We start from the raw sequence: 25,454 nt of genomic DNA on the forward strand, positions 1-25,454 counted from the left end.
GCTCGACGGGTGCGCCTCGTAATTGCTAAATGCTCCGTTGACTATGCCGGTCGCCTCAGTGCGCACCTTCCCCTTGCCACCCGGCTGCTGATGCTGAAGTCGGACGGCAGCATCCTGATCCACTCCGACGGCGGGTCATACAAGCCACTCAACTGGATGAGTCCCCCGTGCTCACTCAGTGAGCAGGCGCCCGATTCCGACCAAGCGGATGCCGGCATCACGGCCCTCTGGACCGTCACCCACGCGAAGACAGCCGATCAGCTCATCGTCAGCATCTACGACGTGCTGCACGACTCTGCCCACGAACTCGGCATCGACCCAGGCCTCATCAAGGAGGGCGTCGAAGCCCACCTGCAGAAGCTGCTGGCCGACAACATCCACCTGCTGGGCGACGGGCACACCCTGGTGCGCCGTGAATATATGACGGCCATCGGCCCCGTCGACATCCTGGCCCGCGATGCGTCCGGTGGGTCCGTCGCCGTCGAGCTGAAGCGCCGCGGCGACATCGATGGCGTCGAGCAGCTCACCCGCTACCTCGAGCTGATGAACCGCGATCCGCACCTCGCGCCCGTTCAGGGTGTATTCGCAGCCCAGGAAATCAAGCCGCAGGCCAGGACGCTGGCCGAGGATCGCGGCATCCGCTGCCTGCTGCTGGACTACGACGCCATGCGGGGCCTCGACGACACGCAGTCGCGCCTCTTCTAGGACGCGCAGCCGCAGGCTCCCCGCGCCCCCAACCGGGGCCGGACACGCCAAATGCACGGGTCCGCACAGGATCCACCCCTAACATTGGGCAAGTGAATCCCACTTTGACACGCACGTGGAGTGCGATCCTCTTCGATCTTGACGGAACGATTACGGACTCCGCTCCCGGCATCACGAACTCCCTGACAAACACTTTCACGACCCTTGGTCGTGCGGTTCCCTCCCAAGCAGAGCTGATGGCCTACGTCGGCCCGCCACTGGTCGCAGCCTTCCGCGAATACGCCGGCATGACCATGGATGAGGCCTTCGCCGCCGTCAAGGTCTACCGCGCCCACTATTCGGGTGACGCATCACTCGACACTGCCGTGTACCCAGGGGTCGCCGGCCTGCTCGAGCGCATCTACGAGTCGGGCATCCCGCTCGCCCTTGCAACGAGCAAGCCAGAACTGAACGCCATCCGCATTCTGGAGCACTTCGACCTGGCCAAGTACTTCACGGTCATCGTCGGCGCCTCAGAAGATGAGACCCGCAGCGCCAAGGCCGACGTCGTCGCCGAAGCCCTGCGCCGCCTCGACGCGAAGGGTGTTGACCTCAGCGCCCCCGTCATGGTTGGCGATCGCATCTACGACGCAGAAGGCGCAGCCGCAAACGGTGTGCCCGCCATTTTGGTGGAGTGGGGCTACGGCTCTCCAGCCGAAGCCGCAGACGCCACCGCCGTCGTGCACTCGGCCGACCAGCTTGGAAAGCTGCTGCTCGGCTAACGGATGCCTGACACCGCAGGCTGACGCCCGCACCTGAGATAGCCCAGCCGACTTATCGGCTGGGCTATTTCTGTGCGTCGGCTATTTCTGCGTGTCAGCGGAGTCACCGTCGGCTTGAGCAGTGTCCTCAGATTCTGGCTCTGGCTCTGGCGGCAGTTCGTCCGCCATTTTCGCCCACATCTGAATCGTGGTTGGCGACGCATGCCCGAGCGCTGCCTGCAGTGCCTTGAACTGGATGCCGAGGCCCCTGGCATCCTGCGTTGCCCGGGGAAGCTCCTCCTTGACCACTGCATCGCGCAGGTCGCGCAGCACGACGAGCCTGGCCATGGCGAGGTCACTCTGCGTCGGCCGGCCTGTGGACAGCTCGCGGGCGCGGCGCTTGGTCAAGGCATCGAGCACCTTGTCGAACTCTGGTTCAATGCGTGTCATGTGGTCTCCCTGTGTACCGTGTCATAGTATCCGCTTCACTTCGTTGACGCTTGTCACCGGCGGGTCTAATCTCGATGGCGGAGCCAGTCGCACTGGTTCCTCACCGGGTCGATCATGCGATCATCCGAAGCCGCGACCATCGGTATCTCCGCCGTCACGACACACCCATTCGCAGAAGCCACCACCGCCTGATTCCCGGCAGGGTCGGGTTCTCCGCCCAGAACCGAGGCGTCGAATCCTTGTGATTCACACACGGACGGATATCGTCATGAGCATCGTCGAAACCCTGCGTGAGCAGGTGCGGGGCCAGGTCATTGCCCCCGAAGACCCCGAGTACGACGCGGCACGAGCCGTGTTCAATGGCATGGTCGACAAACACCCCGCCGCCATACTTCGTGTCGCCCAGGTCGCTGACGTCATCACAGGCGTCAACGTCGCCAGGGACAGCGGCTTGCCGCTGGCAATCAGGGGCGGCGGTCACAGCGCCCCAGGCTTCGGCACCTGTGACAACGGAATCGTCATCGACTTCGTCAACCGCTCCGGCGTCCGCGTCGACCCGGCCACCTCGACGGCCAGGGCAGAGGGCGGCGCAACCTGGGCCGACTTCAACTATGCGACCCATGCGTTCGGGCTGGCCACGACAGGCGGCATCATCGGCTCGACCGGCGTCGCCGGCCTGACGCTCGGCGGCGGCATCGGATACCTGTCGCGCAAGTACGGGTTGTCGTGCGACAACCTGTTGTCAGCGGATGTCGTCCTCGCCGATGGCCGCTTCGTCACGGCCAGCGCCACAGAGAATGACGACCTGTTCTGGGCTCTCCGTGGCGGCGGCGGCAACTTCGGGGCCGTCACGTCACTGGAGTTTGACCTGCACCCTGTCGCCGACATCTACGGCGGTGTCGTTATATTCCAAGCAGAGCATACGGATGCGGTCGCGCGGGCATACCGAGAGTTCATCGCGGACGCCCCCGAGGAATTCGGTGTCTTCCTTGGCTTCCACCAGGGGCCACCCGTTCCCTTCCTGCCGGAGCAGTTTCACGGGCAGCCGGTCGTGGTGCTTGGCGGCGCCTGGGCCGGGTCGCTCGACGAGGGACAAAGCCGCTGGGATCCGCTGCTGGGATTCGCGCCGGTTGCAGGTTCCTTCCTGGCCAGGATCCCGTACCCGGCGTTGAACACCATGTTCGACGCGTTGAACCCGAAAGGCATGCTGGGGTACTGGAAGGCGGATTTCCTCCCCGCCATCACCGATGACGTCGTGAAAGTCATGGACGAGTTCGGGCGCACAATCCCGAGCCTCCAAACGGCCAATCACTACTACCCCATCGATGGCGCCGTGCAGAGGATCGGCGCCGCCGACACCGCGTTCCCCTACCGCGACGTGGACTTCTCGCCAACGGTCGCGTGCCAGTGGACCGACCCGGCCGACACCGAGGCCAACATCGCCTGGACCAGGGCGTACTGGAACGCACTTCACTCCTACGCGTCCCCCGGCGGCTACATCAACTTCATGGACAGCGATGACCAGGGCCGCATCGCGGAAAACTACCGCGGCAACTACGCCCGTCTCACCCAGGTGAAGGCGGCATACGACCCAGGCAACCTCTTCCACCTGAACCAGAACATCAAGCCGGCCGGACCAGACCCCGCCTGACCAGACCCAAACCCAAACCCAGCCCCAGCCCCAGCCCGCGCAGGCGGCTCCTCACGCCAGGTCGTGTGCTGCGGCGTGCGCGCCAACGCTTTCGAGTGCCAGCATGGCGGCGCCCGTGATGGGTGCAGCCGTGACCAACCGAATGTGCGCCTGCGGTGCGCGCTGGGCCAGGCCGCGTGCGATCGCCCCCAACAGCCGGCTGTCTTCCGCGGCGAGAACCCCGCCCCCAAGCACGACCGGAACGGATGTCTCCAGCAGATCCAGCCGGGTGAGTGCCGCCGTCACCATGAGCACAATCTCCTCCGCCTGGCGATCGACGACCCCCATGGCCACCTCGTCACCAGCGGATGCCGCAGCGAACAGCGTCGGACTGAGGCTGGCCAGGTCGCCAGACGCCAGTCGACCGAAGTGCAGCGCCTCCGTCACCTCTGCGATGGAGCCAAGCCCGAACGCATCGGGCACGGTTTCCACCAGGACAGTGTCTGGGCCACGTCCGTCGACCGCCCGTGCCGCATGCCACAGCGCCCGCTCCCCCAGGAACCATCCGCCGCCCCAGTCCCCGGAGATCGCACCGAGGGCCGCGAACCGCACCTGCTCGCCATCCGCTCGAACGCCGATGCAGTTGATGCCGGTGCCGCAAATCAGCGCTACGGCGTCTGGCTCATCCGCGCCGACACGGAGGAGCGCGAAGAGATCGTTCTCGACGATGGCGGGGCGACCTGTCGCTCCCGTCGCCCAGCTCCGCGACGCGATGGCCGCTCGGAACGTCTGGATCTCCAGCGGCAGGTCCAGCCCAGAGAGATAGACCGCCGTCTGCAGGATCGGGCGTTCCCCGACCGTGCGCATCACCTGACCGATCAGATCGTCGATGAGCTCGATGACGGGTTCCACCCCGCTCAACTGGGGATTGGATCCCACACCGCGCGCCGTCGCAGCAATCGAACCGTCGAGTTCAAGCGCCCAGACATCGGTCTTGGAACCGCCTCCGTCGATGGCGATCACGATGGCGCCCGATGACGCAGTCACCACGGTCACTGCCTCGCCCTGTGCATTCATCAGCGTGCCCATGCCAGGTGCCTGCTGTTCTCAGCGAGCAACAGATCGGTCAGCTTCTCCGCACGGTCGAACTGCCCAACCAGCGGATGCGCCATCATGGCGCGCAACACCCGGTCACGTCCGCCGTGAATCGCGGCGTCGAGGGCGAGGCGCTCGTAGCCGGCCACGTGCGAAATGAGCCCACGTATGTCGTCATCGACGGGGGCGATCGGCAGGGCGCGCACGCCGTCGGCACCAACCGTCGCCGACACCTCGATGACGTGGTCATCCGGCAGGAATGAAAGCGACCCATTGTTCTGCAGGTTCACAACCTGCACATCCCCGCGGTCGCCCGTGAGAGAGGCGATCAGGTCGACGGCGGCCTCTGAGTAAAACGCACCGCCGCGCTGGCTCAGGATCTCCGGTTTGGTGTTCATGCTTGAATCGGCATAGATCTCGAGCAGCGCTTTCTCAACGTCGAGAACCGCCTCTGCCCTGCTGGGCGCGCCTTGCTGTTCGCGGAACACCTCATCGTGCGCGTAGTAATAGCGCAGGTAGTACGACGGCACATTCCCCAAGAGGGATATAAGCGACGCCGGCAGCTCGATCTCCTCGGCAAGTGCAGGGAGGTGCCGTCCGATGAGTTCTGGAAGCGCGTCACGTTCTGCTCCTGCGCCGTCCCTCACCCACACGGAGCGCTCCCAGGTCAGGTGATTGAGCCCGACATGATCGAGTCGTACCGCACGATGATCGACACCGAGCAAATGGGCAAACCGTCGCTGGAAGCCGATCGCCACGTTGCACAGTCCCACCGCACGATGGCCCTCGTTCAACAGCGCCCGCGTCACGATACCGACGGGGTTGGTGAAGTCCACGATCCACGCGTCGGGCTTGGCGTGCCTGCGCACCGCATCGGCCACGTTCAGCACGACCGGAACCGTGCGCAGTGCCTTGGCGAATCCGCCTGGCCCCGTCGTCTCCTGTCCGATGCAGCAGGCCGCGTGGGGGAACGTCTCATCACCGTGCCTGGCGGCCTGCCCACCGACGCGCAGCTGGATGAGGACCGCATCGGCATCAGAGACGCCCGCAACGAGGTCAAGCGTCGGAATGACCCTGCCGGGGTGTCCGGCGGCAGCGAACATCCGCTGGGCCATCCCTGCCACCAGGGCGAGCCGATCTGGATCGGTGTCAACCAGCCACAGCTCTTCGATGGGCAGTGATGACGCCAGCCGGGCGAACCCATCGATGAGTTCCGGGGTGTACGTGGAACCGCCACCAACAACACTGAGTTTCATTGAACTATCCCTTTACGCCGGTCAGAGTGATGCCCTCAACGAAAACGCGTTGGGCGAAGAAGAAGATGAGCACGACGGGAACCATCACCAGCATGGTCATCGCCATTGTCAGGCCCCAGTCCGTGCCGTGAATACCCCTGAAGGAGGCAAGCCCGTATGCCACCGGCCACCACGCCTGGTTCTCAGACGTATAGAGGAGCGGTCCGTAGTAGTCATTCCACGAATGGAAGAACATGAAAATGCCGGTTGCCGCGATACCCGGCTTCGACATCGGGATGATGACCCTGGTCAGCACCCCGAACTCCCCGCAGCCGTCGATGCGCGCGGCATCCGCGTACTCCTTCGGAATGGTGAGGAAGAACTGCCTGAGCAGGAAGATCGAGAACGCATCGCCGAGCAGGTTGGGCAGAATGAGCGGCCAGAGTGTGCCGGTGAGTCCGAGGTTCGACCACATCACGTACACAGGGATCGCCGTCACCTGGGGCGGCAACAGCATGGCGACGATGATCGCCGTAAAGAGCACGTTGGCGCCCCGAAACTTGATCTTCGCGAGCACATACGCCGCAGGAACGCTGGAGACGAGCATGAACGCGGTCGCCAGGATCGCGTACATTGCCGAGTTGCCGAACCACTGCATCAGCGGCACCTGCGTGAAGACCTCTGTGTAGTTGCTCCACTGGAACGGATCCGGCCAGAGCGACGCCGTGAGCGTCTGCTTGCTCGACATGAGCGAGGTGAGCGCCACGAAGATGATGGGCGCGATGAACAGCACGCCCAGCATGACGAGCAACGCATGCTCGGCTATCCAGTAAAAACCACGTCTGGTCATCAGGAAGCGCCTTCCGGGGTGAATGCCTTGAACCGGCGGAGCAGCAGCACGAGCACAACACTCGACACGATGAACAGCAGCACGGCCAACGCCGAGGCGTAGCCCAATTGGTATTGGCTGAATCCGCGCACGTACAGCCATTCCGTATAGGTGAGCAGCGAGTTGCCCGGATACCCAAGGTTGTTGCCCGTTCCCTCACCGACCACCGCCTTGCCGGAGGCGACGCCAGAGGCGACAGCCGCTTCGGTGAAGTACTGCAAGGCGGCGATCACGCCGGTAACCGCCGCGAACAACAGCACGGGGGTGATGTTCGGGAACGTCACGTAACGCAGTTGCTGCACGCCGTTCGCCCCGTCGAGGGACGCGGCCTCGTACTGGTCGCGCGGCACGTCAAGGAGGGCAGCCAGAAAGATGATCATGATGTCACCCATGACCCAGATCGCCAGCAGAAGCAGGGACGGCTTTGACCAGGCCGGGTCGTTGAACCAGAGCGGACCCTGGATGCCGAAGAAGCCCAGGATCTGGTTCACCGGCCCCGTCCCAGGGTTGAACAGGAACACGAACGCGACAACGGATGCCACGGGCGGCACCAGCGCCGGCAGGTAGAACAGCGTGCGCCAGCCCCCAGACGCCGTGCGCGCCCGAACCAGCAAGCCAGCAATCAGCAGCGCGAACGCGATCTTCACCGGCACCATGATCACGACGAACCAACCGGTGTTCAGCGCCGCGATCCAGACCTTTGGGTCCTTCGTGAACAGGTACTCGTAGTTGCGCAGTCCAATCCACTCCGGCGGCGACACCAGGTCGTAGCGCGTGAAGGAATAGAAAACGGATGCGATGAGCGGGTACACAAAGAAGATCACGAGTCCGAGCAGGGCTGGGCTGAGCAGCGCCAGGGTGACCAGCTTCTTGCGCCTGGCATAGTGCGGGGTGCGCGTGCCGCTGGTGACGGTGCTGCCCGCGCCCGTCGCGCGCTTGCCTGTCGAGTCTGGGCGGGTACCGCTCGCGACGACTTCGGCGTCGGCAGGGCGAACGGTCGTTGCCGCCCGCCCCGCGTCCGCGCTGGGGCTCGTCATGTTACGGACCGCTGACGAGCGCGAGGGAATCGTTGATCTGCGCGTCGACATCCGTCAGTGCAGCACCCAGGTCACCTGACGGGTCTGACTGGTAGATGTTCCACCAGTCCTGGAATGACTGCTGGTAGCCGGCGCCGAGCGGACTCGGCGGGGTGGTCGTCGTGTTCGGGCTCTCGGCGATGTCGAGGAAGGTCTGGAACTGCGTCGAGACCTCCAGATCTGACGAGGTGAGCGCATCGTGGGTGGTCGGCACGTTCTTCAGTCCGTTGGACAGCTTGACGATGGCATCCGTGTCTGTGGTCAGGTACTTCAAGAGCGCCCAGGCCAGCTCTGGGTTCTTCGACCCCTTGGAGATACCGGCTATGTTGCCCGTGATGTATCCGCCGCCATAGAGGTCATCGTGGCCGTCGGCAGTTGGGAATGGCGCTGTGCCGTATGAGAGGTCCGGCGTCTGGTCGTCAATGAACGCCGTGCGGTACTCGCCGTCCATGTTCATCGCGACCTGCCCGGTCTGGAATGCGTTGTCTGCCGAGAATTCCTGGCCGAGCCCCGCTGTGAACGCATTGAGCTTGTCCCAGCCGATCTTCTGCACGAACTCGGTCTGCCAGGTGATCAGCTCCGGCCATGCCTCGCTTGAGCCGATGGCAGAGGTGCCGTCGGCGTTCAACCATTCGGCTCCGGCCGCAGGGCCAATGTGCGCGGGGGTGTTCTCGTACCAGCCCATCGTGGGGTTGAACCCCAGTGTCTTGATGGAGCCGTCCGCGTTGTAGGTCGTGAGCGCATCCGCCATGGCCTCGAGCTCTGAGAGCGTCTTGGGCGGTTCGGTGTAGCCGGCCGCCGCCAACAGGTCTTTGTTGTAGTACAGGCCATAGACATCCGCGAGAACCGGCATCGAACAGCGGGTGCCATCGAACTCCGTGTAGCTCTTGACGGTGTCTGTGAACTGACTCATGTCGATGTCGTCGCGCGTGATGACGTCGCCAAGGTCGCGGAATGCGCCGGTCGAACAGAAGTTGCCGACGATGTCGGTGGAGTACGACAGGCCGAGATCGACGGTGTCTCCCGTCGAGATCGCCTTGCGGAGTTTCTCGTCATCCTGCCCAGAGTGCACATTGACCGTGACGTCGGGGTTGGCCGCGGTAAAGTCGTCGACCACCGACTGGATGACATCCGCCTCACGATCTGAGAAGAAGTGCCAGAACGACACGGTCCCTGACAGATCGGTGGGCGTGGTGGTATCGAAGTCGCTGCCGCTTGCACCTGCCGTGCAGCCGGAGAGGCCAAGCGTCGCAGTCGTTGCCAGCGCCGCCACGGCCATCAGTTGAAATCTGACAGTTCGCTTGTTCATTTCTCTACCCTTTGCTTAAGGCCGCACCGTCACATCAGTCGATGACGCATGCGGCGCGGAATTTACTGGGGTGTTACGAGACGCGTGTGATCGTGCAGGGCGTCACCGAGCAAGGTGTTGCGTACTTCGGTCATGAGAACTTCGCGGGCACCGCGGAGTACCGGGTTCGTCTTGACAGCGGATGCCACAATGCGCGGCGACCACCGAGAGGCCCGCCTGATGTTTGCCTGCACCAGTTCGGCGAGGCGATCGCCACCCGCGATGCCGGTCGGGCCGCCGAGAACGACGACCTCAGGGTCGAGGACAGCGAGAACGGGGATGACGCCGAGCGCAATGCGCGGCGCCAATGCGGCGAGGAGCGCCTCGCGCCCTCTCGCCGTTTCGATGTGGTCGAGCATGGTCGGGTAGTTCCTGGCCCGCAGCCCAGCCTCGCGCGCGAGCCGCACAACCGCTGGCCCCCCGATGAGGTCCTGCAGGTCATCGGCCTCTGGGTCGAGTGCCGTCGCCGCCTTGGGCACTGGCAGGTAACCGATCTCCCCAGCTCCTCCTGCGGCACCCTTGTGCACCGCGCCTCCGAGGTCGACGGCGAGGCCGAGGCCGGCACCCATCCAGAGCAGCGCGAATCCCGACGCACCGGCACCCCGCCCGCTGTGGCGTTCAGCGACGGCGGCCAGGTTGACGTCGTTGTCGATGATGACGGTACAGCCGAGTTCATCTTCAAGATGCTGGTGCACACCCTTGCGCGGCCAGCCGGGCAATGTGTCGGTGAAGCTCAGCTCATCGGTGCGGGGATCGATGGATGCCTGCACGCCGATACACACCAAGTGAACGGATGCCGGATCGGTTCCGCTCGCGTCGCAGGCGGCCTCGATCGCACCCCGCACGTCGCTGATCGCAGACCGCTCCTTCGAGGAGGCAGAGAGCATCCGCTCCACGACAGGGTGCTCGCGTCCTGACGCATCGACCAAGGTTGACCTGATGAGTGACCCGTTGATGTCGATGGCGACGCCGAGCACTCGATCGAGTCGAACACTGTAGCTGGCGGCGTTCGGGCCGCGGCCACCGGACACTTCTCCTGCGGAGTGGATCAGCCCGGCGTCTTCGAGCCTGGATACCATTTGGGATGCCGTCGGCTTCGACAGCCCCGACAGTTCACCGATGCGATTGCGGGTGAGCGGCCCGTGCTCCAGGAGCAGGGCAAGAGCGGTGCGATCGTTCGTGGCGCGAAGCCACGACGGTGTGCCTCTGACTGTCTTCGTTGGCATTGCTAGCTCCGTGTGACGTTCATCCGCAGTGAGAATTCGGTGGTGTCAGGCAATGTAACAGGAAAGTTTCCTAACAGTAAAGGGGACGACACGACTTACACCTCGGAAACCAAACCGTTACCCGGCCTTAAGGTGTGAAGATGCAGAACGTCGTCGAACACGAGATCATTGCCCCCGTTGATCTCAGCCTGGGTTCCGGAAAGCTGAACAAGATGGCCGTTGGCTGGTCTCGGCATCCCTGGCACAACACCGATCAGATCGGTCGCGGATTCTTCGGCTGGGGCCGAAACAAGCGCTGGGAGTACTGGGGCATCATCACCCCAACCCACCTGATCGGCATCACGGCGTCCACGCTCGACTACGCCACCCTCAGTGAGGTGTGGGTCCGCGACAGGGCAACCGGCCTCGAGGTCGACCGCGTCGTGATCGCTCCGCTCTCCCGCGGCGTGAAACTGCCAGGCACCCTGCGCGGCGGCCCGGCCACCGTGCGCGCCACAGACCTCACGATCGACATCGACGAGGTCGACGGCGGCACCAGCCTCAAGGTGTCAACCGATCGCATCACGCTCGACATCGTGGTGGAGCGCCCCCGAAACCACGAGGCACTCGGCGTGGTCGTGCCATGGTCGTGGCGCCTTTTCCAGTACACCGTGAAGGATGTCGCGCTGCGGGCACGCGGCAGCATCACTGTCGACGGCACCGAGTTCGACATCCCGCTCCGCGAGTCGTGGGCCGTTCTTGACCACGGGCGCGGCCGCTGGCCATACTCCATGACCTGGAACTGGGGTGCAGGATCCGGCGAGGTCGACGGCCGTGTGATCGGTCTGCAGATCGGCGGCAAGTGGACCGTCGGGTCTGGCTCGACAGAGAACTCCATCGTCATCGACGGCCACCTGCACAAGATCAGCGAAGAACTTGACTGGGCATACGACCAGGCCGATTTCATGAAGCCGTGGCGTATCACCGGTGAGAGCGTTGACGTCACCTTCACGCCATTCTTCGAGCGGAAGGCGGCCACTAACGCAGTCGTCATCGCCTCGAATACCCACCAGTGCTTCGGGCACTACACCGGCACCATCACCCTTGACGACGACACCGTCGTGAGCGTTGACGGCCTGGTCGGCTGGGCAGAACACGTCGAGAACCGCTGGTAACCAGCCAGCGGTCTATGCGGCATCCGTTTCAGCGGGCGAGAGCGGCCTCGACCGCATCGGCGAGCTCGTCGACCCTGGCGTGATCGCCAAGCCCTCGAGTGACATAGGCCATCGAATAGTCGTACGTCTGGGAGTACCAGCCGGCACTTCCGCCGAGGCCACCCATGCCGTATTCGCCGCCGTCGACGCGCATCCCCAGTGACCACGCCACGTCGTCACGAACGAATGCATCGAACCCAACGGCTTGGGCCGCTCTGAATTCGTGAAACAGTCCGTCGCCGAGCATCGATTGCACGATGCCGTCCGCGTGCCCGATGTCATCGTAGAACTGCGCCAGTGAGCGGGCGTCCGTGTGCAATCCGATGGCCGGAAACGAGCTACGGCGCCACGCTTCGGAATTCAGGAACTGCGGATCCTGCAGGTGCGCTGGGCGATCAAGCGCGCGGGCGCCGAGGTCGTGCTGCCGGTACCCGTCCGTCCAGCCGGGCAGGACAACTTCAAGTTCTGCGACCTGCTCGCACTCATCGGCGTCCAGCCCGAACCGAAGCTGGATGCCAAGGCGATCAGCCAGTGTGCGGTTGAAGGCTGCGATATCAGGTGCACCCACCGCCGCGAGCACGCCATCGATCAGGTGTCCGTACGTCTGTGCGTGTTCGGCGATCACAACCCCTGGTACAGACTCTGGAGCCGCACTCGCCAGCGCCTTGATCAATGCCATCTTGTCCACAGGAGGGATGTGCGCGGCATCCGCTGGAAATGCCGGCTGCCCTGCCCGATGGCTGAGCACATCGCGCAGAGTCGTTGCATGCTTTCCGGCGACACCGTACTCCGGCCACCAGGTGCAGAGGGGATCGTCAAGGGTGAGGAGCCCCGCGTGTACCGCCGACAGCGCTGCGAGGGCCGCGAACGGCTTGCCGGTTGAATAGACCTGGACCAGCGTCCGTTCTGTCCAGGGGAGGCCACCAGCCACATCAATGGTTCCGCCGGTCAGCTGCACCACAGGCGCGCCCCTCTGCCAGACCTCGACGTGCCCGCCAGGCTCGGCTCCGCTGGCGACCAGGCGTGTGAATGCACGTTCGACCGCTTCAAATCCCGGAGCCGTCCGGCCCGCAACCTGTTTCACGTCGATGTCATTACTCACGACCGCTCCCCCGATGTCAGACTTCCAGAGAACGATAGCGAATTCCGAGCGCACGGTTACAGCTCCAGACGAAAGAGAGCCCCAGCCCCATGACCCAGGGAATCGACGAACCGGATGCCCGTGGCCGGACAGGCCTGCACCTCACGGGCCGTGACCTGGCTGGCAATGCCAACGTCGTCGTTCGCGATGTGACCCTGCTCTCCGCCAACTGGTACGTGCTGCGCTCGACCACGTTCGACTATCGGCACCGAAGCGGCCGCTGGAGTACGGAGCGACGCGAGACCTATGACAGGGGCGACGGCGCCACCATCCTGCTCTACGACCTCGAGCACGAGAGCGTCATCCTCACGCGGCAGTTCAGGTTCCCGGCGTACGTCAACGGTCACCCAGATGGGAACCTGCTCGAGACGGCCGCCGGGCTGCTCGATGATGACGCGCCGGAGGAAGCGATTCGGCGCGAGGCCATTGAGGAGACCGGCCACGAGGTCGGAACAGTCGAGCACGTTTTCGACGTATTCATGAGCCCTGGATCCGTTACCGAGAAGCTGCATTTCTACGCGGCGCCATACAGCGCGGCAACCCGAGCCGGTGACGGTGGTGGACTCGCCGACGAGGGCGAAGACATCGAAGTGGTCGAGTTGCCCTTCAGCGAGGCCCTCGCCGCCATCGGAACCGACATCGTCGACGCGAAGACGATCATGCTGCTGCAGTGGGCAGCACTGTCAGGACCGTTCTCTGGTCGATGACCTACCGGCCAAGCACCCGGTCCAGATAGGCGTTCCCGAAGACACCGGCCGGGTCGTAGCTGGCAACGAGCTCCCGGAAATCGCTGTGGCGCGGGTACAGCGCGGCCAGTTCTCCGGCCTCGAGCGTGAAGAGCTTTCCCCAGTGCGGTCGTGCTGCGAACGGTGCGAGCGCCCGCTCGATCACGGGCAGCAGCGCTTCGACCTCCGGCTGGTGCGCCAGCCAGGTGAAGTGGATGCCGAGCACGTCGGTGCCGTACGACGAACTCAGCCACAGGTCATCCGCTGCAACGGTGCGCAGCTCCGTCACCTGCAGCTCGGGGCGGATGAGATCGGCCAGTTCTCGCAGGGCGGTGATGGCGGCCGCCGCATGCCTGCGCGGAATGAGGTATTCGCTCTGCAACTCAGACCCGTTGCTCGGCGTGAAGGCGAGGCGGAAGTGCGCCAGGCGATCGAGCCAGGCCCCGGCGACGCCCAGCTGCGGCGTGCAACTGTCGGCTGACACGCCTGGCAGCGGATGCAGCGAGACGGTCGCCGCTGCTGCGTCGAGGAGCGTGTCGGACGCGGCTCCGCTATCGGCCGAGTCGGCCGCATCCACGCGACGCTTGACCCAAACCTGGTCGACGGCCTCGCCCCACCGGGTGAACACGCTGACGCTGTATCCGGCAGAGGTGATGGCGTCGAAGTTGCCGAGGAGGGCATCCCAGCTCAGGTTTTGGTAGACGGTTTGGGCGACCTGAAAGCTCGGCTCAACCGACAGGGTGACCTGCGTGACGATGCCGAGGGCGCCGAGCGCCACCACGGCGCCGGCGAAATCCGGGTGGGTGCGGTCGAGGTGGCGCACCTCTCCTGTGCCGTCAACGAGTTGCAGGGCCACAACGGATGCCGCGAGCGATCCAACGCCATCACCCGAACCGTGCGTTCCGGTTGCGATCGCGCCCCCGACGGAGATGTGCGGCAGGGAGGCCAGGTTGGCGAGGGCGAGTCCGCGTTCTTCCAGCCACAGGGCGAGCTCGCCGTACCGGATGCCGGCGCCAACCGTGACGGTGCCCGCATCGCCGGCCGCGGCGGAAGCCGAGAGGCTGATGGGCCCGGTGAGCAGCCGGGTGGAGATCTGGATGCCATCGGTGTCTGCGATGTCGTTGAATGAGTGCCGGGTGCCCAGCGCGCGAACGGTGGTGCCGGCCTGGGACGCGGTCAACACCAGATGCCGCACCTCGTCGACGGTGGTCGGTTCTTCGACCCCCGCGGCGCGATACTGCAGGTTCCCTGCCCAGTTCTGCACTGGCGTGGAAACCGAGGTTGCCTCTGGGTATGTCACGTTCATCCGCCGTTCTGTCTTGTCTGTGCGCGAGATCACACGCCGACACCAGCCGGGCGAGTACCGTCAATCACGCTACACGCGATCGACCACTCGCCCGGTCGAGCCTGGCCTTAGCCGAGTTCGAGCGCCGTCCACGACACGGCCGGCAGCGTCACCGTGATGCTGCCATCGCCGATAACCGGAGAGTCGTTGACGTGCAGGCCGACCCGTTCGGGGTCATCCAGCGTGTTCTTTGCGTTGACGTCTGCGTCAGACAGCGTCTGCGCCTCGAACACAGACACAGCGCCGAGAGCCGAGATGTCGATGGTGACGGTCGCCTCCTCGGTCTGGCTGCGGTTCACCAGGAACACGGCCGTCTTGCCGGTCTCCGCGTCGTGGGTCGCGACGGCGTCGACGAGGGCAGCCTCGCCGTAGACCTCTGTCGTGTACGTGTCGGATTCCAGTTTCACACTGAGCGCGGTGCCCTGCGCCAGGCGGGAGGTGAGCGCGAACGGGAAGAAGGTGGTCTGGCGCCAGGCCGGTCCGTTCGGTTCGGTCATGATGGGGGCGATCACGTTGACGAGCTGGGCCAGCGAGGCGCTGGTCACGCGGTCGGCGTGCTTTAGCAACGAGATCATCAGGTTGCCGAAGACCACGGCGTCGGCCACTGAGTAGATGTCCTCGAGCAGGCGCGGGGCCACCGGCCAGTTGTCGATGCCCTCGATCTTGTCGACGTCGTGGTAGCGGTCCAGGTACCAGACGTTCCATTCGTCGAACGAGATGTTGATCGTCTTGTCGCTGCCATTGACGGCCTTGACGTGGTCTGCCGTCGCGACGACCGACTCGATGAAGCGGTCCATGTCCACAGCGGATGCGAGGAAGCTGCCGAGGTCGCCGTTCTTCTCCTCGTAGTACGCGTGGCAGGAGATGTAGTCGACATCCTCGTAGGTGTGGGTGAGCACGACGCGCTCCCACTCACCGAACGTCGGCATGTGTGCGCTCGACGAGCCACAGACGACCAGCTCAACTGACGGGTCAACCATCCGCATCGCTTTCGCCGTCTGCGACGCGAGCTTGCCGTAGTCCTCCGCCGAGCGGTGGCCGACCTGCCACGGGCCGTCCATCTCGTTGCCGAGGCACCACATCGTGATGCCAAAGGCATCCGTCTTGCCGTTTGCCACCCGCTGGTCGGACAGGGCGGTGCCAGAGCGGATGTTGCTGTACTCCAGCAGGTCGAGTGCTTCCATCGTGCCGCGCGTGCCGAGGTTGACGGCCAGCATCAGCTCGCTCTCAACCTTCTCCAGCCAGGAGGAGAACTCGTGCAGGCCGACCTCGTTGGTCTCCGTCGAGTGCCAGGCGAGGTCGAGGCGCTTGGGCCGCTCTGCCTTCGGTCCGACGCTGTCTTCCCAGCGGAAGCCAGACACGAAGTTGCCGCCTGGATAGCGAATGGCAGAGACGCCGAGCTCCTTGACGAGGTCGATGACGTCCTGGCGGAACCCCTCGCTGTCTGCGCTGGCGTGGCCAGGTTCGTAAATGCCGTCATAGACACAGCGACCAAGGTGCTCGACGAACGATCCGAACAGGCGGCGGTTGATGGACCCGACCGTGAAGTGTGGGTCGAGGGTGAGGCGTGCGGTAGGCATAGTGAGCTTTCTGGTTCGTATTCGAAATGTGGAATATGTGCGTGAAACTAGCGGATGCCGGGCCGGTGCGCCAGCATCGCGACGGATTACTTGATGCTGCCGAGCGAGAGGCCGCCCTGCCAGTAGCGCTGCAGGAAGAGGAACGAGAGCACCAGCGGCAGGATGGAGATGAACGAGCCCGTCGTAATGAGGTTCCAGACCTGTTCTCCGCCGGAGCCCGCGTTGGACAGTGCCGTCCAACGGTTGAGTCCGAGAGTGACCGGGAGCAGGTTCGGGTCGCTCAGCACGGCAAGGGGCAGGAAGAAGTTGTTCCACGTGCCGACGACCGAGAGCAGCAGCACCGTCACCAGCGCTGGGCGTAGCAGTGGCAGTGCCACCTGGAAGAAGATGCGGATCTCGCCGGCGCCGTCGACCCTGGCCGCATCGAGCATCTCGTCCGGCACGGCGTCCTGTGTGTAGACACGCATGAGGTAGACACCGAATGGGCTGAGCAGTGAGGGCAGGATGACCGCCCACATCGTGTTGATCAGGCCGAACTGGCTGAGCAGCATGAAGGTGGGGATCACCAGGGCGGTAAGCGGAACCATCACGGAGCCAAGCAGCACGGTGAAGAACGCACCGCGACCGCGGAAGCGGTACTTGGCGAACCCATACCCGGCCATCACCGACAGGATGGTGGCGCCCAGTCCCCCGGCGAATGCGTAGAGAAACGAGTTGCCGAGCCAGCGCCAGTAGATGCCGCCCTGGTGGTTGAACAGTCCGGCGATGTTGTCGAAGAATGCGAAGTTGTCGTCGAACCAGAGCGCTCCACCGCTGCCGGCGAAGAGCCCCGAGTTGCTCTTGGTGCTGGCAACGATGAGCCACCACAGCGGAGTGATGAAGTAGATCACCAGGATGATCAGCAGCACATGCGAGCCGATGCGACGGCCGCCATTGCGCCCCTGTGTCGATTTTCCGCCACGACCTGAGCGGATGCGCCGGGCAGAGGTGGTCGTCGACGTGTCGGATGCCGTCGGAGCCGGGGCCGAGGTTATGAGCGCCATTACTTGAGTCCGCTCTGCTTGCGCGTGAGGAAGAGGAAGATGAACGAGCCGATGAACACCACGATGCCGAGCGAGAACGCGATAGCAGACGCGTAGTTGAACTGGCTGTATGAGAACGCGAGGGTGTACGCGTACATGTTCGGCGTGTACGAGACAGGGATCGCGCCCTGGGCGATGCTGCGGAGCACCTGCGGCTCTGTAAAGAACTGCAGTGTTCCGATGAGCGCGAAGATCAGCACCATGACCATCGACGAGCTGATCATCGGCACCTTGATGCGGGTGGCTGTCTGCCATCCGTTCGCGCCGTCGATGCGGGCGGCCTCATAGATAGAGGGATCAATTCCGCGCAGCGCCGAGTAGATGATGATCATGTAGTAGCCGGCCCACTGCCAGGTCACGATGTTGACGAGGCTGCCGAAGATTGCGCTCTGGCTGAGGAAGTCGGGGGCGGTGAGGCCGACCAGCGAGAACAGGTCGGCTGCCGGCCCGAAGCGCGGGCTGTAGAGGAAGCCCCACATGAGCGCACCGATGACCACGGGAATCGAGTACGGCACGAAGATCATCAGGCGAGAGAACTTGGAGAGCGCGGTCGTCAGGTTGTCGAGCACGAGCGCCGCGATGAGTGCGACCAGCATCTGTGCCGGGATCATGATGAACGCGAACGACGCCACCCGGCCCAGACCCTCAAGGAAGATCGGGTCTGTGAATGCCTTGACGTAGTTGGCGAACCAGGTGAACTGTGTGCCGGTGGCCAGCGTCGAGGTCTGCAGGCTCATCCAGAATGCGTAACAGAGCGGGACGATGAGGAAGCAGAGGAAGACGAGGGCGAACGGCCCGACGAAGAGCCACCCCCAGCGCTGACGCTTGAGGTCGATCCTGCTTCCGCCGCCTGTGCCGGCAGTGCGGCGGGCGAAACGGGGTTTCGCTGCCTGCAGTGTGTGACTGGTCATGGATTTTCTTTCTGCTCTGAAAGGTAAAACGGTGCCCGGCCCATCGGACGATGGCTGACGGGCCGGGCACCCATGGTTCGAGCTACTTGACGGTGAAGCCCTGCTCCGTGGCGTACTTCACGAGGCTGTCCTGCAAGTCATCGAGTGCCTGCGCAGAGTCCTTCTCGCCCTGGACCATCGCGTACTGCTCTTCGGTCAGCTGATCGAATGCGTAGTTCTGGAACGGGCTGAACGTGAAGCCGGAGTAGCCGGCTGCGGCGTTCAGGAAGACATCCTTGTTGATCTGCTGTCCCCCGAAGAACGGGTACTCCAGGTTGGCGAAGTAGTCGGAGTCAAGAACCGGCTTGTACGTGGGGAACAGTCCGCTCTTCTCAACGCCGATCTTCCAGGCCTCTTCGGTGCCGAAGATCTCCTTGGCGACGATTGCGGCGGCTTCGGCATCCTTGGCCTGGCTGGTCACGACAAAGCTCGAGCCACCCCAGTTGGCCTGCACAGGAGCGGATGCGTCCCACTGCGGCAGCGGGGCAACGCGCCACTCGGCGTCGGCATCCGCGTCGGAGAGGCCTTGCAGGTAGCCGGGTCCCCAGGCAGCAGCGAGGTAGACGGCATATGTGCCGTCAACGAGGCTGGTGTTGTAGTCAGCGGTGAAGGCGTCGTCGGTCGTGACGAGGCCGTCCTTGATCAGGCCATCCCAGTAGGCGAGAACGCTCTTCGACGCGTCGTCGTTCACGTCGATGCTGACCTCGGTTGGCGTGGAGTTGTCGTAGACGTACGGCGTCGAACCGGCCTGTGCGAACAGGGCCTGGTTGAATGCGCGGCCGTTGGTCGGGTAGTTGACGAGAACGCCCCCGGAAGCTGAGCTCTTGAGCTGCGCCGCTGCCGTGGCGAACTCGGCCCACGTCGTCGGAACCGCGATGCCGTTGGCGTCGAAGATGTCCTTGCGGTAGAGCATGCCCATTGGCCCGCTGTCGACCGGGATCGCGTAGACGGAGTCGCCACTTGAGACGTCCTTCCAGGCACCCTCGGTGTAGTTGTCCTTCACGTCTGCCGCACCGTACTCGGAGATGTCGGCCAGTGCCTTGCGGATGCTGAAGCTCGAGATCACCTCGTTCTCCAGCTGGATGACGTCAGCGGCTCCAGAGCCGGCCTCGATGGTGGTGGAGAACTTGGTGTACTCATCGTTGCCCTGACCGGCGTTGGTCCAGCAGACCTGTACGTCGTCGTGCGTGTTGTTGAACAGGTCGACGACCTGCTCGAACTCGGGGTACCAGGCCCACACGGTGACCTGCTTGGCGTCGGCATTGACAATCTTGTTGGTGCACGACGCGGCTTCTGCGGAGCCGCCGGATGCACAGCCGGTGAGTGCCGCTGCTGCGACGGCGAATACGCCGGCTGCTGCGATGATCTTGGATGACTTCATGGTGTGGATTTTTTCCTCTCGCGGTGGAATGGACACCGTTGTCTGGTTGCGATTGCGGATACTGAAGTGCTTAGCCGGGCAGCGCCACGTGGAGCGCGAAATGAGGGTCCAGAGTCGAGGAAGCGTGCGAAACCGTGCGGGTGGTCTGCATGGTGCGAATCCTCCTTGATTCGGTCTGGTTCATTCGACTGGATGCCGCGTGACGAGGAATTGTTCCTCGGTCGCGTCCCGTTTACAACGTTGTAAGTAAACGTTGTAATGACATTTTGCTGAGGGATTCGCGTGCTGTCAAGCCGCCAGGGAAACTTGGCGCAATCGAGCTAGACCGCCACAGACGATTCCCTGACGACCACGGAGAAGTCGGCCAGGAACTCGCGTGGAGCCTGGTCAACGCGCGTTCCGCTGATCCGTTCGAGCAGCACACGCACCGCCGTCTCCGCGATCTCCGTGCGCCCCGGATCAATGGTGGACAGGGCTGGAAGGGTATATCGGGCCTCGTCCAGGTCGTCGAAACCGATCACGGCGACATCCGCTGGGATCGTCAAACCCGACTCCTGGAGCACGCGCATTGAACCGAGAGCCAGCGTGTCATTCAGTGCGAAGACCGCATCGAATGCCACCCCAGACGCCAGTAGCTCGCGCATTGCCGTTGCCCCGTTCGCCCGGTGCCAGAGCGTCGTGTGCACGATGAGCGCTGGGTCGAACTCGATGCCGGCGGCGTCCAGCGCTTCGCGGTAGCCGGCCAGGCGAAGGCCGGCTGAGCCGATGACCTCGCCCTCGTGTGCGCCGACAACGGCGATGCGGCGCCGGCCCTGTGCGATGAGGTGCTCCGTCGCAGCGCGCGCGGCGCGCACGTTCTGCATCGTGACGTGATCGACCGGTCCGCCGAAAATGCGCTCACCAAGCAGCACGAGCGGATACGAGACGTTCAGAGCCGCCACGTCCTCACTCCCCATGCCGAGAGGGCTGAAGAGCACGCCATCGGAAAACTGCACCCGTGGGCTGGTCAACGCTTCGAGTTCCCGTGCGCGATCGCCATTGGTCTGTTCGACCAGCACGACCTGGCCTTGGCGCTCTGCGGCCTTGATCACGGCATCCGTCAGCTCGGCAAAATAGCTGAGCCGCAGTTCGGGCACAATCAGGCCGATGACCCCGGTTCGGCCGGACCGCAAGCTCCTGGCCGACAGGTTCGGCCGGTAGCCGAGTTCGTTGATTGCCTCGAGCACCTTGGTCCTGGTGGTCGCACGCACATGCGGGAAGTCGTTGATCACGTTGGAGACGGTCTTGATCGAGACCCCGGCAACGCGAGCGACGTCGTGAAGGGTGGCTGCCACGCGGTTATCCCCTGCCTGCTTCACGCCTGATGCTGTGACGTACAGCGCCGGGATACTCCATCCCGGCGTCCCCCGACCATACAACCTCCGGAATGCGTAGCCGCGCAGGCCGGATCGCACGACCTGCGCGGCGCTCTGGCGCCAGCCAGGCTCGATCCGGCCTGACGACCTCCCGCTCCTTACAAGCCCTGCGCGAGGCGGTAATAGGCCTGGTTCCAGCGCACCTCGCGCCCGAACTCGCGCAGAGTGGTGCTCTCGTCGATCACGAGCAGCTCAGTGCGGGCGATCTCGGCGAAGTCCTGGAAGACCTCGATGCCAACGGCCGTCGACATGACGGTGTGGTGAGCGGCACCGGCGGTGAGCCAGGCGGCAGCGGATGTCGCAAAGTCAGGTGCTGGCTTCCACACGGCGCGACCAACGGGCAGGTTGGGCAGCGGGGCCGTCGGCTCGACGACCTCGACGACGTTGGCCACCAGGCGGAAACGGTCACGCATGTCGGAGAGTGCGACGACAACGGCCGGGCCCGGGTCGGCGTTGAACACCAGGCGAACCGGGTCTTCCTTGCCGCCGATGCCAAGCGGGTGGATCTCGAGCGTCGGCTTCTTCGTGGTCAGCGACGGGCTCACCTCGAGCATGTGCGCGCCCAGGATGAGTTCGCTGCCAGGAGTGAGGTCGTAGGTGTAGTCCTCCATGAGGGAGGCGCCGCCTGGCAGGCCGGCCCCCATCACGTTGGCGACGCGCACGAGGATGGCAGTCTTCCAGTCGCCCTCTGCACCGAAGCCGTAGCCCTCTGCCATGAGACGCTGCACAGCGAGGCCGGGCAGCTGGCGGAGGGACCCCAGGTCTTCGAAGCTGGTGGTGAAGGCGCCGAAGCCACCCTCTTCGAGGAAGGTGCGGAGGCCGATCTCGATCGCGGCGCCGTAGCGAAGCGAGTCGTGGCGGTCGCCGCCCTTTCGCAGCTCTGGCACGACGTCGTAGAGCTCTTCGTATTCGGCAACGAGCGCGTCGATCTGGGCGTCGGTTGCCGCGTGCACCGCGTCGGCCAGGTCGTTGACGCCCCAGGTGTTGACCTGCACTCCGAAGCGCAACTCTGCCTCTGTCTTGTCACCCTCGGTGACGGCCACATAACGCATGTTGTCGCCGAAGCGGGCGAGCTTCAGCGAGCGGGATGCCGCCCAGCCGGCGGCTGCACGCTGCCACGTGGCGATCTGGCCGGTAACGATCGGGTTGGTGGCGTGGCCGACGACCGTCTTCCGCACGACGCCGAGGCGCGTCTGGATGTAGCCGAACTCCCGGTCGCCGTGGGCGGCCTGGTTGAGGTTCATGAAGTCGAAGTCGATCTCAGACCACGGCAGTTCGACGTTGGCCTGCGTGTGCAGGTGCAGCAGCGGCTTGGTCAGGGCGTCGAGGCCGTGAATCCACATCTTCGCCGGGGAGAACGTGTGCATCCAGGCCATGACGCCGATCACGTTGTCTGCAGCATTCACCTCGAGGGCGAGGCGGCGGATCGAGTCTGAGTCCTTGAGGACGGGCTTCCAGACGATCTTGACCGGGATGTTGCCTGCCGCGTCGAGCGTGCGGGCGATCTCCTGTGACTGCTCCGCGACCTGTCGCAGGGTTTCCTCGCCGTAGAGGTTCTGGCTGCCGGTGAGGAACCAGACTTCGTAGTGGTCAAGGGTTGAGGTGAGGGAAGGCATTACTTCAGTGCTCCTTGGGGTGCTTGTCCGTAGACGTTCTGGTAACGATCAAAAAGTGAGTCAATGGCGCTCTGCGGCAGCGGAACGAGCTCGCCGCCCTGCCGGGCGATGTGCACCGTGCGGGCGACGTCTTCGACCATGACGGCGGCCTTCACCGCGTCTTTGGCGTCCTTGCCGATGGTGAACGGGCCATGGTTGGCCATCAACACTGCACGCGAGCGGTGGCCGGTCAACGTCTCCACGATGCCGCGGCCAATGGAGTCATCGCCGATGATCGCGAACGGGCCGACCGGGATCTCCCCGCCGAACTCATCGGCCATCGCCGTGATCACACACGGGATCGCCTCAGCCCGCGCCGCCCACGCCGTGGCATACGTGGAGTGCGTGTGCACCACTCCGCCGACCTCCGGCATGTTCCGGTACACATACGCGTGCGCCGCTGTGTCGCTCGACGGCGACCGGTCAGCCCCGGGCGTACCGGCAATAACAGCACCGTCGAGGTCGCACAGGATCATGTTCTCCGGGGCGAGATCGTCGTAGCTCACGCCAGACGGCTTGATCACGAACAGATCGGCGCCCGGCACCCGGCCGGAGACATTGCCGCCGGTCCAGACGACGAGGCCGTTGCGGGTCAGCTCAGCATGCAGGGCTGCGACGTCGACGCGCACCGAGGCGATGGCGGCTGCCGTCTGCTGGTCGAATTCGCGGTGCTGGTTGACGTCGCTCATACGGTGACGGTCTCACCCTCGTGGGCAACCGAGCCTGCGATGGCGTCGCGCTTGAGGGCCTTGAGGCGGTGCATGACCTCATTGGCCCCGCGGCCGAAGTAGTCGTGCAGCAGCTGGTATTCGGCGTAGAGCTTGTCATAGGCATCCGCTGAATCTGGATTGGGCGTGTAGACGTTGCGGTTGACCTTGCCCATGACGACGCCGGCTTCTCGCACGTCGGCATACGCACCGGCAGCAACGGCCGCGTGAATAGCAGAGCCGAGCGCCGGGCCCTGCTCGCTGGCGATCGTGGAGATCGGCATCCGCAGCACGTCGGAGTAGGTCTGCATGAGCTGGGGGTTCTTGAGCAGGCCGCCGGCCACGATGAACTCGGTGACGGGAACGCCAGACTCGTTGAAGGTCTCCACAATCGTGCGGGTGCCGAAGGCTGTCGCCTCGAGCAGCGCCCGGTAGATCTCTTCAGCCCTGGTGGTGAGGGTGGTGCCGAGCACGACGCCGGAGAGTTCGTGGTCGACGAGCACGGAGCGGTTGCCGCTCTGCCAGTCGAGGGCGACCAGGCCGTGCGCGCCGACCGGCTGCTCGAAGGCCAGGTTGGTCAGGTACTGGTGGATGCTGAGCCCGGCGGCGTTCGCGGCGTCGACGTAGCGCGCCGGAACCTGGTTCTTGACGTACCAGGCGAAGATGTCGCCGACACCAGACTGGCCGGCCTCGTAGCCGTACAGTCCTGAGACGATGCCGCCGTCGACGACACCGCACATGCCGGGCACTTCAGCGAGGTGGTCTGAGTTCATCACGTGGCAGGTGCTGGTTCCCATGATCGCGACCATCTGGCCGGGCTCGACGGCCTGGGCGGCCGGCGCGGTCACGTGGGCGTCGACGTTGCCGACAGCCACGGCGATGCCTACTGGGAGGCCGGTCCACTCCGCAGCTTCGGCGCTGAGCGTCCCAGCCGCTGCACCGAGCTGGCCGATCTCGTGTTCAACCTTGTCGCTGACGAAGCCGGCGAAGTCGGGGTTCAGCGCCGCGAGGAAGTCGCTCGTCGGGTACTCCCCGTCCTGCCAGATGCCCTTGTAGCCGGCGGTGCAGGCGTTCCGAACGTAGCGGCCGGTCAGCTGCCAGATGATCCAGTCAGCGGCCTCGACCCAGTGGTCCATGGTGTTGTACAGCTCTGGGTCTTCCTCCAGCAGCTGCAGCCCCTTGGCGAACTCCCACTCGCTGGAGATGAGCCCGCCGTAGCGCGGCAGCCAGCTCTCCCCGCGTTCGAACGCGAGGTCGTTGATGCGGTCGGCGTGCGACTGGGCAGCGTGGTGCTTCCACAGCTTTACGTAGGCGTGCGGTCGGTCGGCGAATGCGGGCACCTCGCTGAGCGGAGTGCCGTCGGCGAGGGTTGGCACCATGGTGCAGGCCGTGAAGTCGGTTCCAATACCGATCACCTGGGCGGCGTCGATCCCGGCGTTCGCGATGGCAGCCGGCACGGCGTGCTTCAGCACGGCGACGTAGTCACCTGGAACCTGGAGCGCCCAGTCAGGGGCGAGGGAGACGGGGGCACCGGATGCCGCAGCAGGGCCGGCCGTCAACGTGGTGTCCATGACGGCGTGCGGGTATGCCAGCTCAGCGGAGCCGAGTTCGGCGCCGTCTGACACGCGGACCACAACGGCGCGCCCCGAGAGGGTTCCGTAGTCGACACCGATCACGTAGCTGTCTGCGGGTGCCGGGGATGCGGCATCCGCGAGTGAAGAGTTACCGAGGCTCACGGTGTGGACTCCTTTGTCTGGTTTGTCTGGTTTGTCTGGTTTGTCTGGTCTTCTGGCCAGTTCGGCCGCTCGGCCGTCTGGAACGAAATGTATGCTTCTACAACGTTGTAGAAATCTACCAGCCCCTCCCCCTGATTCCAAACATCTCGA

General features: G+C 64.5%; 22 protein-coding genes. 5 read left to right on the plus strand and 17 right to left on the minus strand.

The features are described from left to right. Nucleotides 1-9 precede the first annotated feature (9 nt). Nucleotides 10-705: an endonuclease NucS gene (nucS, locus tag AC25Y4_RS13465; RefSeq protein WP_488120938.1), complete on the plus strand. Its 696-nt coding sequence runs from the start codon at nt 10-12 to the stop codon at nt 703-705. 92 nt (nt 706-797) lie between these two features. Further along, complete coding sequence (locus AC25Y4_RS13470; protein ID WP_488120939.1) at nt 798-1,466, plus strand: HAD hydrolase-like protein; 669 nt, start codon at nt 798-800, stop codon at nt 1,464-1,466. Nucleotides 1,467-1,547: 81 nt separating this feature from the next. Here the strand turns inward: AC25Y4_RS13470 and AC25Y4_RS13475 are convergent, their stop codons facing one another. Continuing rightward, a complete protein-coding gene (locus AC25Y4_RS13475; protein ID WP_488120940.1) occupies nt 1,548-1,895 on the minus strand; it encodes a hypothetical protein in 348 nt (115 codons plus the stop codon). A 268-nt stretch (nt 1,896-2,163) separates the two neighbouring features. Between AC25Y4_RS13475 and AC25Y4_RS13480 the strand changes: the two genes are divergently transcribed. Further along, entirely contained in the window at nt 2,164-3,546 is a 1,383-nt protein-coding gene (locus AC25Y4_RS13480; RefSeq protein ID WP_488120941.1) for an FAD-binding oxidoreductase, read from the plus strand. Between the two features lie 51 nt (nt 3,547-3,597). Here the strand turns inward: AC25Y4_RS13480 and AC25Y4_RS13485 are convergent, their stop codons facing one another. The 6 genes from AC25Y4_RS13485 to AC25Y4_RS13510 form a co-directional block, all read right to left on the minus strand. Further along, nucleotides 3,598-4,614 carry an N-acetylglucosamine kinase gene (locus tag AC25Y4_RS13485; RefSeq protein ID WP_488120942.1) on the minus strand — a complete coding sequence of 339 codons (1,017 nt, stop codon included), beginning with the start codon at nt 4,612-4,614 and terminating at the stop codon, nt 3,598-3,600. Continuing rightward, a complete protein-coding gene (locus AC25Y4_RS13490) occupies nt 4,602-5,876 on the minus strand; it encodes a 6-phospho-beta-glucosidase (protein ID WP_488120943.1) in 1,275 nt (424 codons plus the stop codon). Before AC25Y4_RS13490 ends, AC25Y4_RS13485 begins: the two co-directional genes overlap by 13 nt. A 4-nt stretch (nt 5,877-5,880) precedes the next feature. Beyond that, nucleotides 5,881-6,705 (minus strand): carbohydrate ABC transporter permease, encoded by an 825-nt coding sequence (locus AC25Y4_RS13495; RefSeq protein WP_488120944.1) that lies wholly within the window; start codon nt 6,703-6,705, stop codon nt 5,881-5,883. Further along, a complete protein-coding gene (locus tag AC25Y4_RS13500) occupies nt 6,705-7,781 on the minus strand; it encodes a carbohydrate ABC transporter permease (protein ID WP_488120945.1) in 1,077 nt (358 codons plus the stop codon). The genes AC25Y4_RS13495 and AC25Y4_RS13500 overlap by 1 nt, the downstream gene beginning before the upstream one ends. A 1-nt stretch (nt 7,782) precedes the next feature. Then, nucleotides 7,783-9,129: an extracellular solute-binding protein gene (locus tag AC25Y4_RS13505; RefSeq protein ID WP_488120946.1), complete on the minus strand. Its 1,347-nt coding sequence runs from the start codon at nt 9,127-9,129 to the stop codon at nt 7,783-7,785. 62 nt (nt 9,130-9,191) lie between these two features. Next, complete coding sequence (locus AC25Y4_RS13510) at nt 9,192-10,394, minus strand: ROK family transcriptional regulator (protein ID WP_488120947.1); 1,203 nt, start codon at nt 10,392-10,394, stop codon at nt 9,192-9,194. 140 nt (nt 10,395-10,534) lie between these two features. Between AC25Y4_RS13510 and AC25Y4_RS13515 the strand changes: the two genes are divergently transcribed. Beyond that, on the plus strand, nt 10,535-11,548 hold the full coding sequence (locus AC25Y4_RS13515) for a DUF2804 domain-containing protein (RefSeq protein WP_488120948.1): 1,014 nt from the start codon (nt 10,535-10,537) through the stop codon (nt 11,546-11,548). Nucleotides 11,549-11,576: 28 nt separating this feature from the next. Here AC25Y4_RS13515 and AC25Y4_RS13520 read toward each other — a convergent pair whose 3' ends face one another. Beyond that, on the minus strand, nt 11,577-12,689 hold the full coding sequence (locus tag AC25Y4_RS13520; protein WP_488120949.1) for a serine hydrolase domain-containing protein: 1,113 nt from the start codon (nt 12,687-12,689) through the stop codon (nt 11,577-11,579). Nucleotides 12,690-12,778: 89 nt separating this feature from the next. Here AC25Y4_RS13520 and AC25Y4_RS13525 point away from each other — a divergent pair, with 89 nt between their 5' ends. Beyond that, nucleotides 12,779-13,435: an NUDIX domain-containing protein gene (locus AC25Y4_RS13525; protein WP_488120950.1), complete on the plus strand. Its 657-nt coding sequence runs from the start codon at nt 12,779-12,781 to the stop codon at nt 13,433-13,435. Between the two features lies 1 nt (nt 13,436). Here AC25Y4_RS13525 and AC25Y4_RS13530 read toward each other — a convergent pair whose 3' ends face one another. From AC25Y4_RS13530 to araB, 9 genes are all read right to left on the minus strand, one after another. Then, the gene (locus AC25Y4_RS13530) at nt 13,437-14,759 is read right to left on the minus strand and encodes an FAD-binding protein (protein ID WP_488120951.1); all 1,323 of its coding nucleotides are present in this window, start codon (nt 14,757-14,759) and stop codon (nt 13,437-13,439) included. Between the two features lie 107 nt (nt 14,760-14,866). After that, nucleotides 14,867-16,378 (minus strand): arabinosylfuranosidase ArfA, encoded by a 1,512-nt coding sequence (arfA, locus tag AC25Y4_RS13535; RefSeq protein WP_488120952.1) that lies wholly within the window; start codon nt 16,376-16,378, stop codon nt 14,867-14,869. An 86-nt stretch (nt 16,379-16,464) separates the two neighbouring features. Next, on the minus strand, nt 16,465-17,421 hold the full coding sequence (locus AC25Y4_RS13540; protein WP_488120953.1) for a carbohydrate ABC transporter permease: 957 nt from the start codon (nt 17,419-17,421) through the stop codon (nt 16,465-16,467). Beyond that, on the minus strand, nt 17,421-18,371 hold the full coding sequence (locus AC25Y4_RS13545; RefSeq protein WP_488120954.1) for a carbohydrate ABC transporter permease: 951 nt from the start codon (nt 18,369-18,371) through the stop codon (nt 17,421-17,423). Before AC25Y4_RS13545 ends, AC25Y4_RS13540 begins: the two co-directional genes overlap by 1 nt. Before the next feature lie 82 nt (nt 18,372-18,453). After that, complete coding sequence (locus tag AC25Y4_RS13550) at nt 18,454-19,791, minus strand: ABC transporter substrate-binding protein (protein ID WP_488120955.1); 1,338 nt, start codon at nt 19,789-19,791, stop codon at nt 18,454-18,456. 320 nt (nt 19,792-20,111) lie between these two features. Continuing rightward, nucleotides 20,112-21,125: a LacI family DNA-binding transcriptional regulator gene (locus tag AC25Y4_RS13555; RefSeq protein WP_488120956.1), complete on the minus strand. Its 1,014-nt coding sequence runs from the start codon at nt 21,123-21,125 to the stop codon at nt 20,112-20,114. Between the two features lie 179 nt (nt 21,126-21,304). After that, entirely contained in the window at nt 21,305-22,822 is a 1,518-nt protein-coding gene (araA, locus tag AC25Y4_RS13560; RefSeq protein ID WP_488120957.1) for an L-arabinose isomerase, read from the minus strand. Then, nucleotides 22,822-23,550, minus strand: a complete 729-nt coding sequence (locus AC25Y4_RS13565) for an L-ribulose-5-phosphate 4-epimerase (protein WP_488120958.1) — start codon at nt 23,548-23,550, stop codon at nt 22,822-22,824. Before AC25Y4_RS13565 ends, araA begins: the two co-directional genes overlap by 1 nt. Continuing rightward, nucleotides 23,547-25,304, minus strand: a complete 1,758-nt coding sequence (araB, locus tag AC25Y4_RS13570) for a ribulokinase (protein ID WP_488120959.1) — start codon at nt 25,302-25,304, stop codon at nt 23,547-23,549. The genes AC25Y4_RS13565 and araB overlap by 4 nt, the downstream gene beginning before the upstream one ends. Nucleotides 25,305-25,454 lie beyond the last annotated feature (150 nt).

Source organism: Leifsonia sp. Y878 (assembly GCF_057669685.1).

Bases quoted from the DNA above. Each gene is read 5' to 3' on its own strand.
- AC25Y4_RS13475 (WP_488120940.1), bottom strand. From the start codon at position 1,895: ATGACACGCATTGAACCAGAGTTCGACAAGGTGCTCGATGCCTTGACC.
- AC25Y4_RS13480 (WP_488120941.1), top strand. From the start codon at position 2,164: ATGAGCATCGTCGAAACCCTGCGTGAGCAGGTGCGGGGCCAGGTCATT.
- AC25Y4_RS13485 (WP_488120942.1), bottom strand. From the start codon at position 4,614: ATGGGCACGCTGATGAATGCACAGGGCGAGGCAGTGACCGTGGTGACT.
- AC25Y4_RS13490 (WP_488120943.1), bottom strand. From the start codon at position 5,876: ATGAAACTCAGTGTTGTTGGTGGCGGTTCCACGTACACCCCGGAACTC.
- AC25Y4_RS13495 (WP_488120944.1), bottom strand. From the start codon at position 6,705: ATGACCAGACGTGGTTTTTACTGGATAGCCGAGCATGCGTTGCTCGTC.
- AC25Y4_RS13500 (WP_488120945.1), bottom strand. From the start codon at position 7,781: ATGACGAGCCCCAGCGCGGACGCGGGGCGGGCGGCAACGACCGTTCGC.
- AC25Y4_RS13505 (WP_488120946.1), bottom strand. From the start codon at position 9,129: ATGAACAAGCGAACTGTCAGATTTCAACTGATGGCCGTGGCGGCGCTG.
- AC25Y4_RS13510 (WP_488120947.1), bottom strand. From the start codon at position 10,394: ATGCCAACGAAGACAGTCAGAGGCACACCGTCGTGGCTTCGCGCCACG.
- AC25Y4_RS13515 (WP_488120948.1), top strand. From the start codon at position 10,535: ATGCAGAACGTCGTCGAACACGAGATCATTGCCCCCGTTGATCTCAGC.
- AC25Y4_RS13525 (WP_488120950.1), top strand. From the start codon at position 12,779: ATGACCCAGGGAATCGACGAACCGGATGCCCGTGGCCGGACAGGCCTG.
- AC25Y4_RS13530 (WP_488120951.1), bottom strand. From the start codon at position 14,759: ATGAACGTGACATACCCAGAGGCAACCTCGGTTTCCACGCCAGTGCAG.
- arfA (WP_488120952.1), bottom strand. From the start codon at position 16,378: ATGCCTACCGCACGCCTCACCCTCGACCCACACTTCACGGTCGGGTCC.
- AC25Y4_RS13540 (WP_488120953.1), bottom strand. From the start codon at position 17,421: ATGGCGCTCATAACCTCGGCCCCGGCTCCGACGGCATCCGACACGTCG.
- AC25Y4_RS13545 (WP_488120954.1), bottom strand. From the start codon at position 18,371: ATGACCAGTCACACACTGCAGGCAGCGAAACCCCGTTTCGCCCGCCGC.
- AC25Y4_RS13550 (WP_488120955.1), bottom strand. From the start codon at position 19,791: ATGAAGTCATCCAAGATCATCGCAGCAGCCGGCGTATTCGCCGTCGCA.
- araA (WP_488120957.1), bottom strand. From the start codon at position 22,822: ATGCCTTCCCTCACCTCAACCCTTGACCACTACGAAGTCTGGTTCCTC.
- AC25Y4_RS13565 (WP_488120958.1), bottom strand. From the start codon at position 23,550: ATGAGCGACGTCAACCAGCACCGCGAATTCGACCAGCAGACGGCAGCC.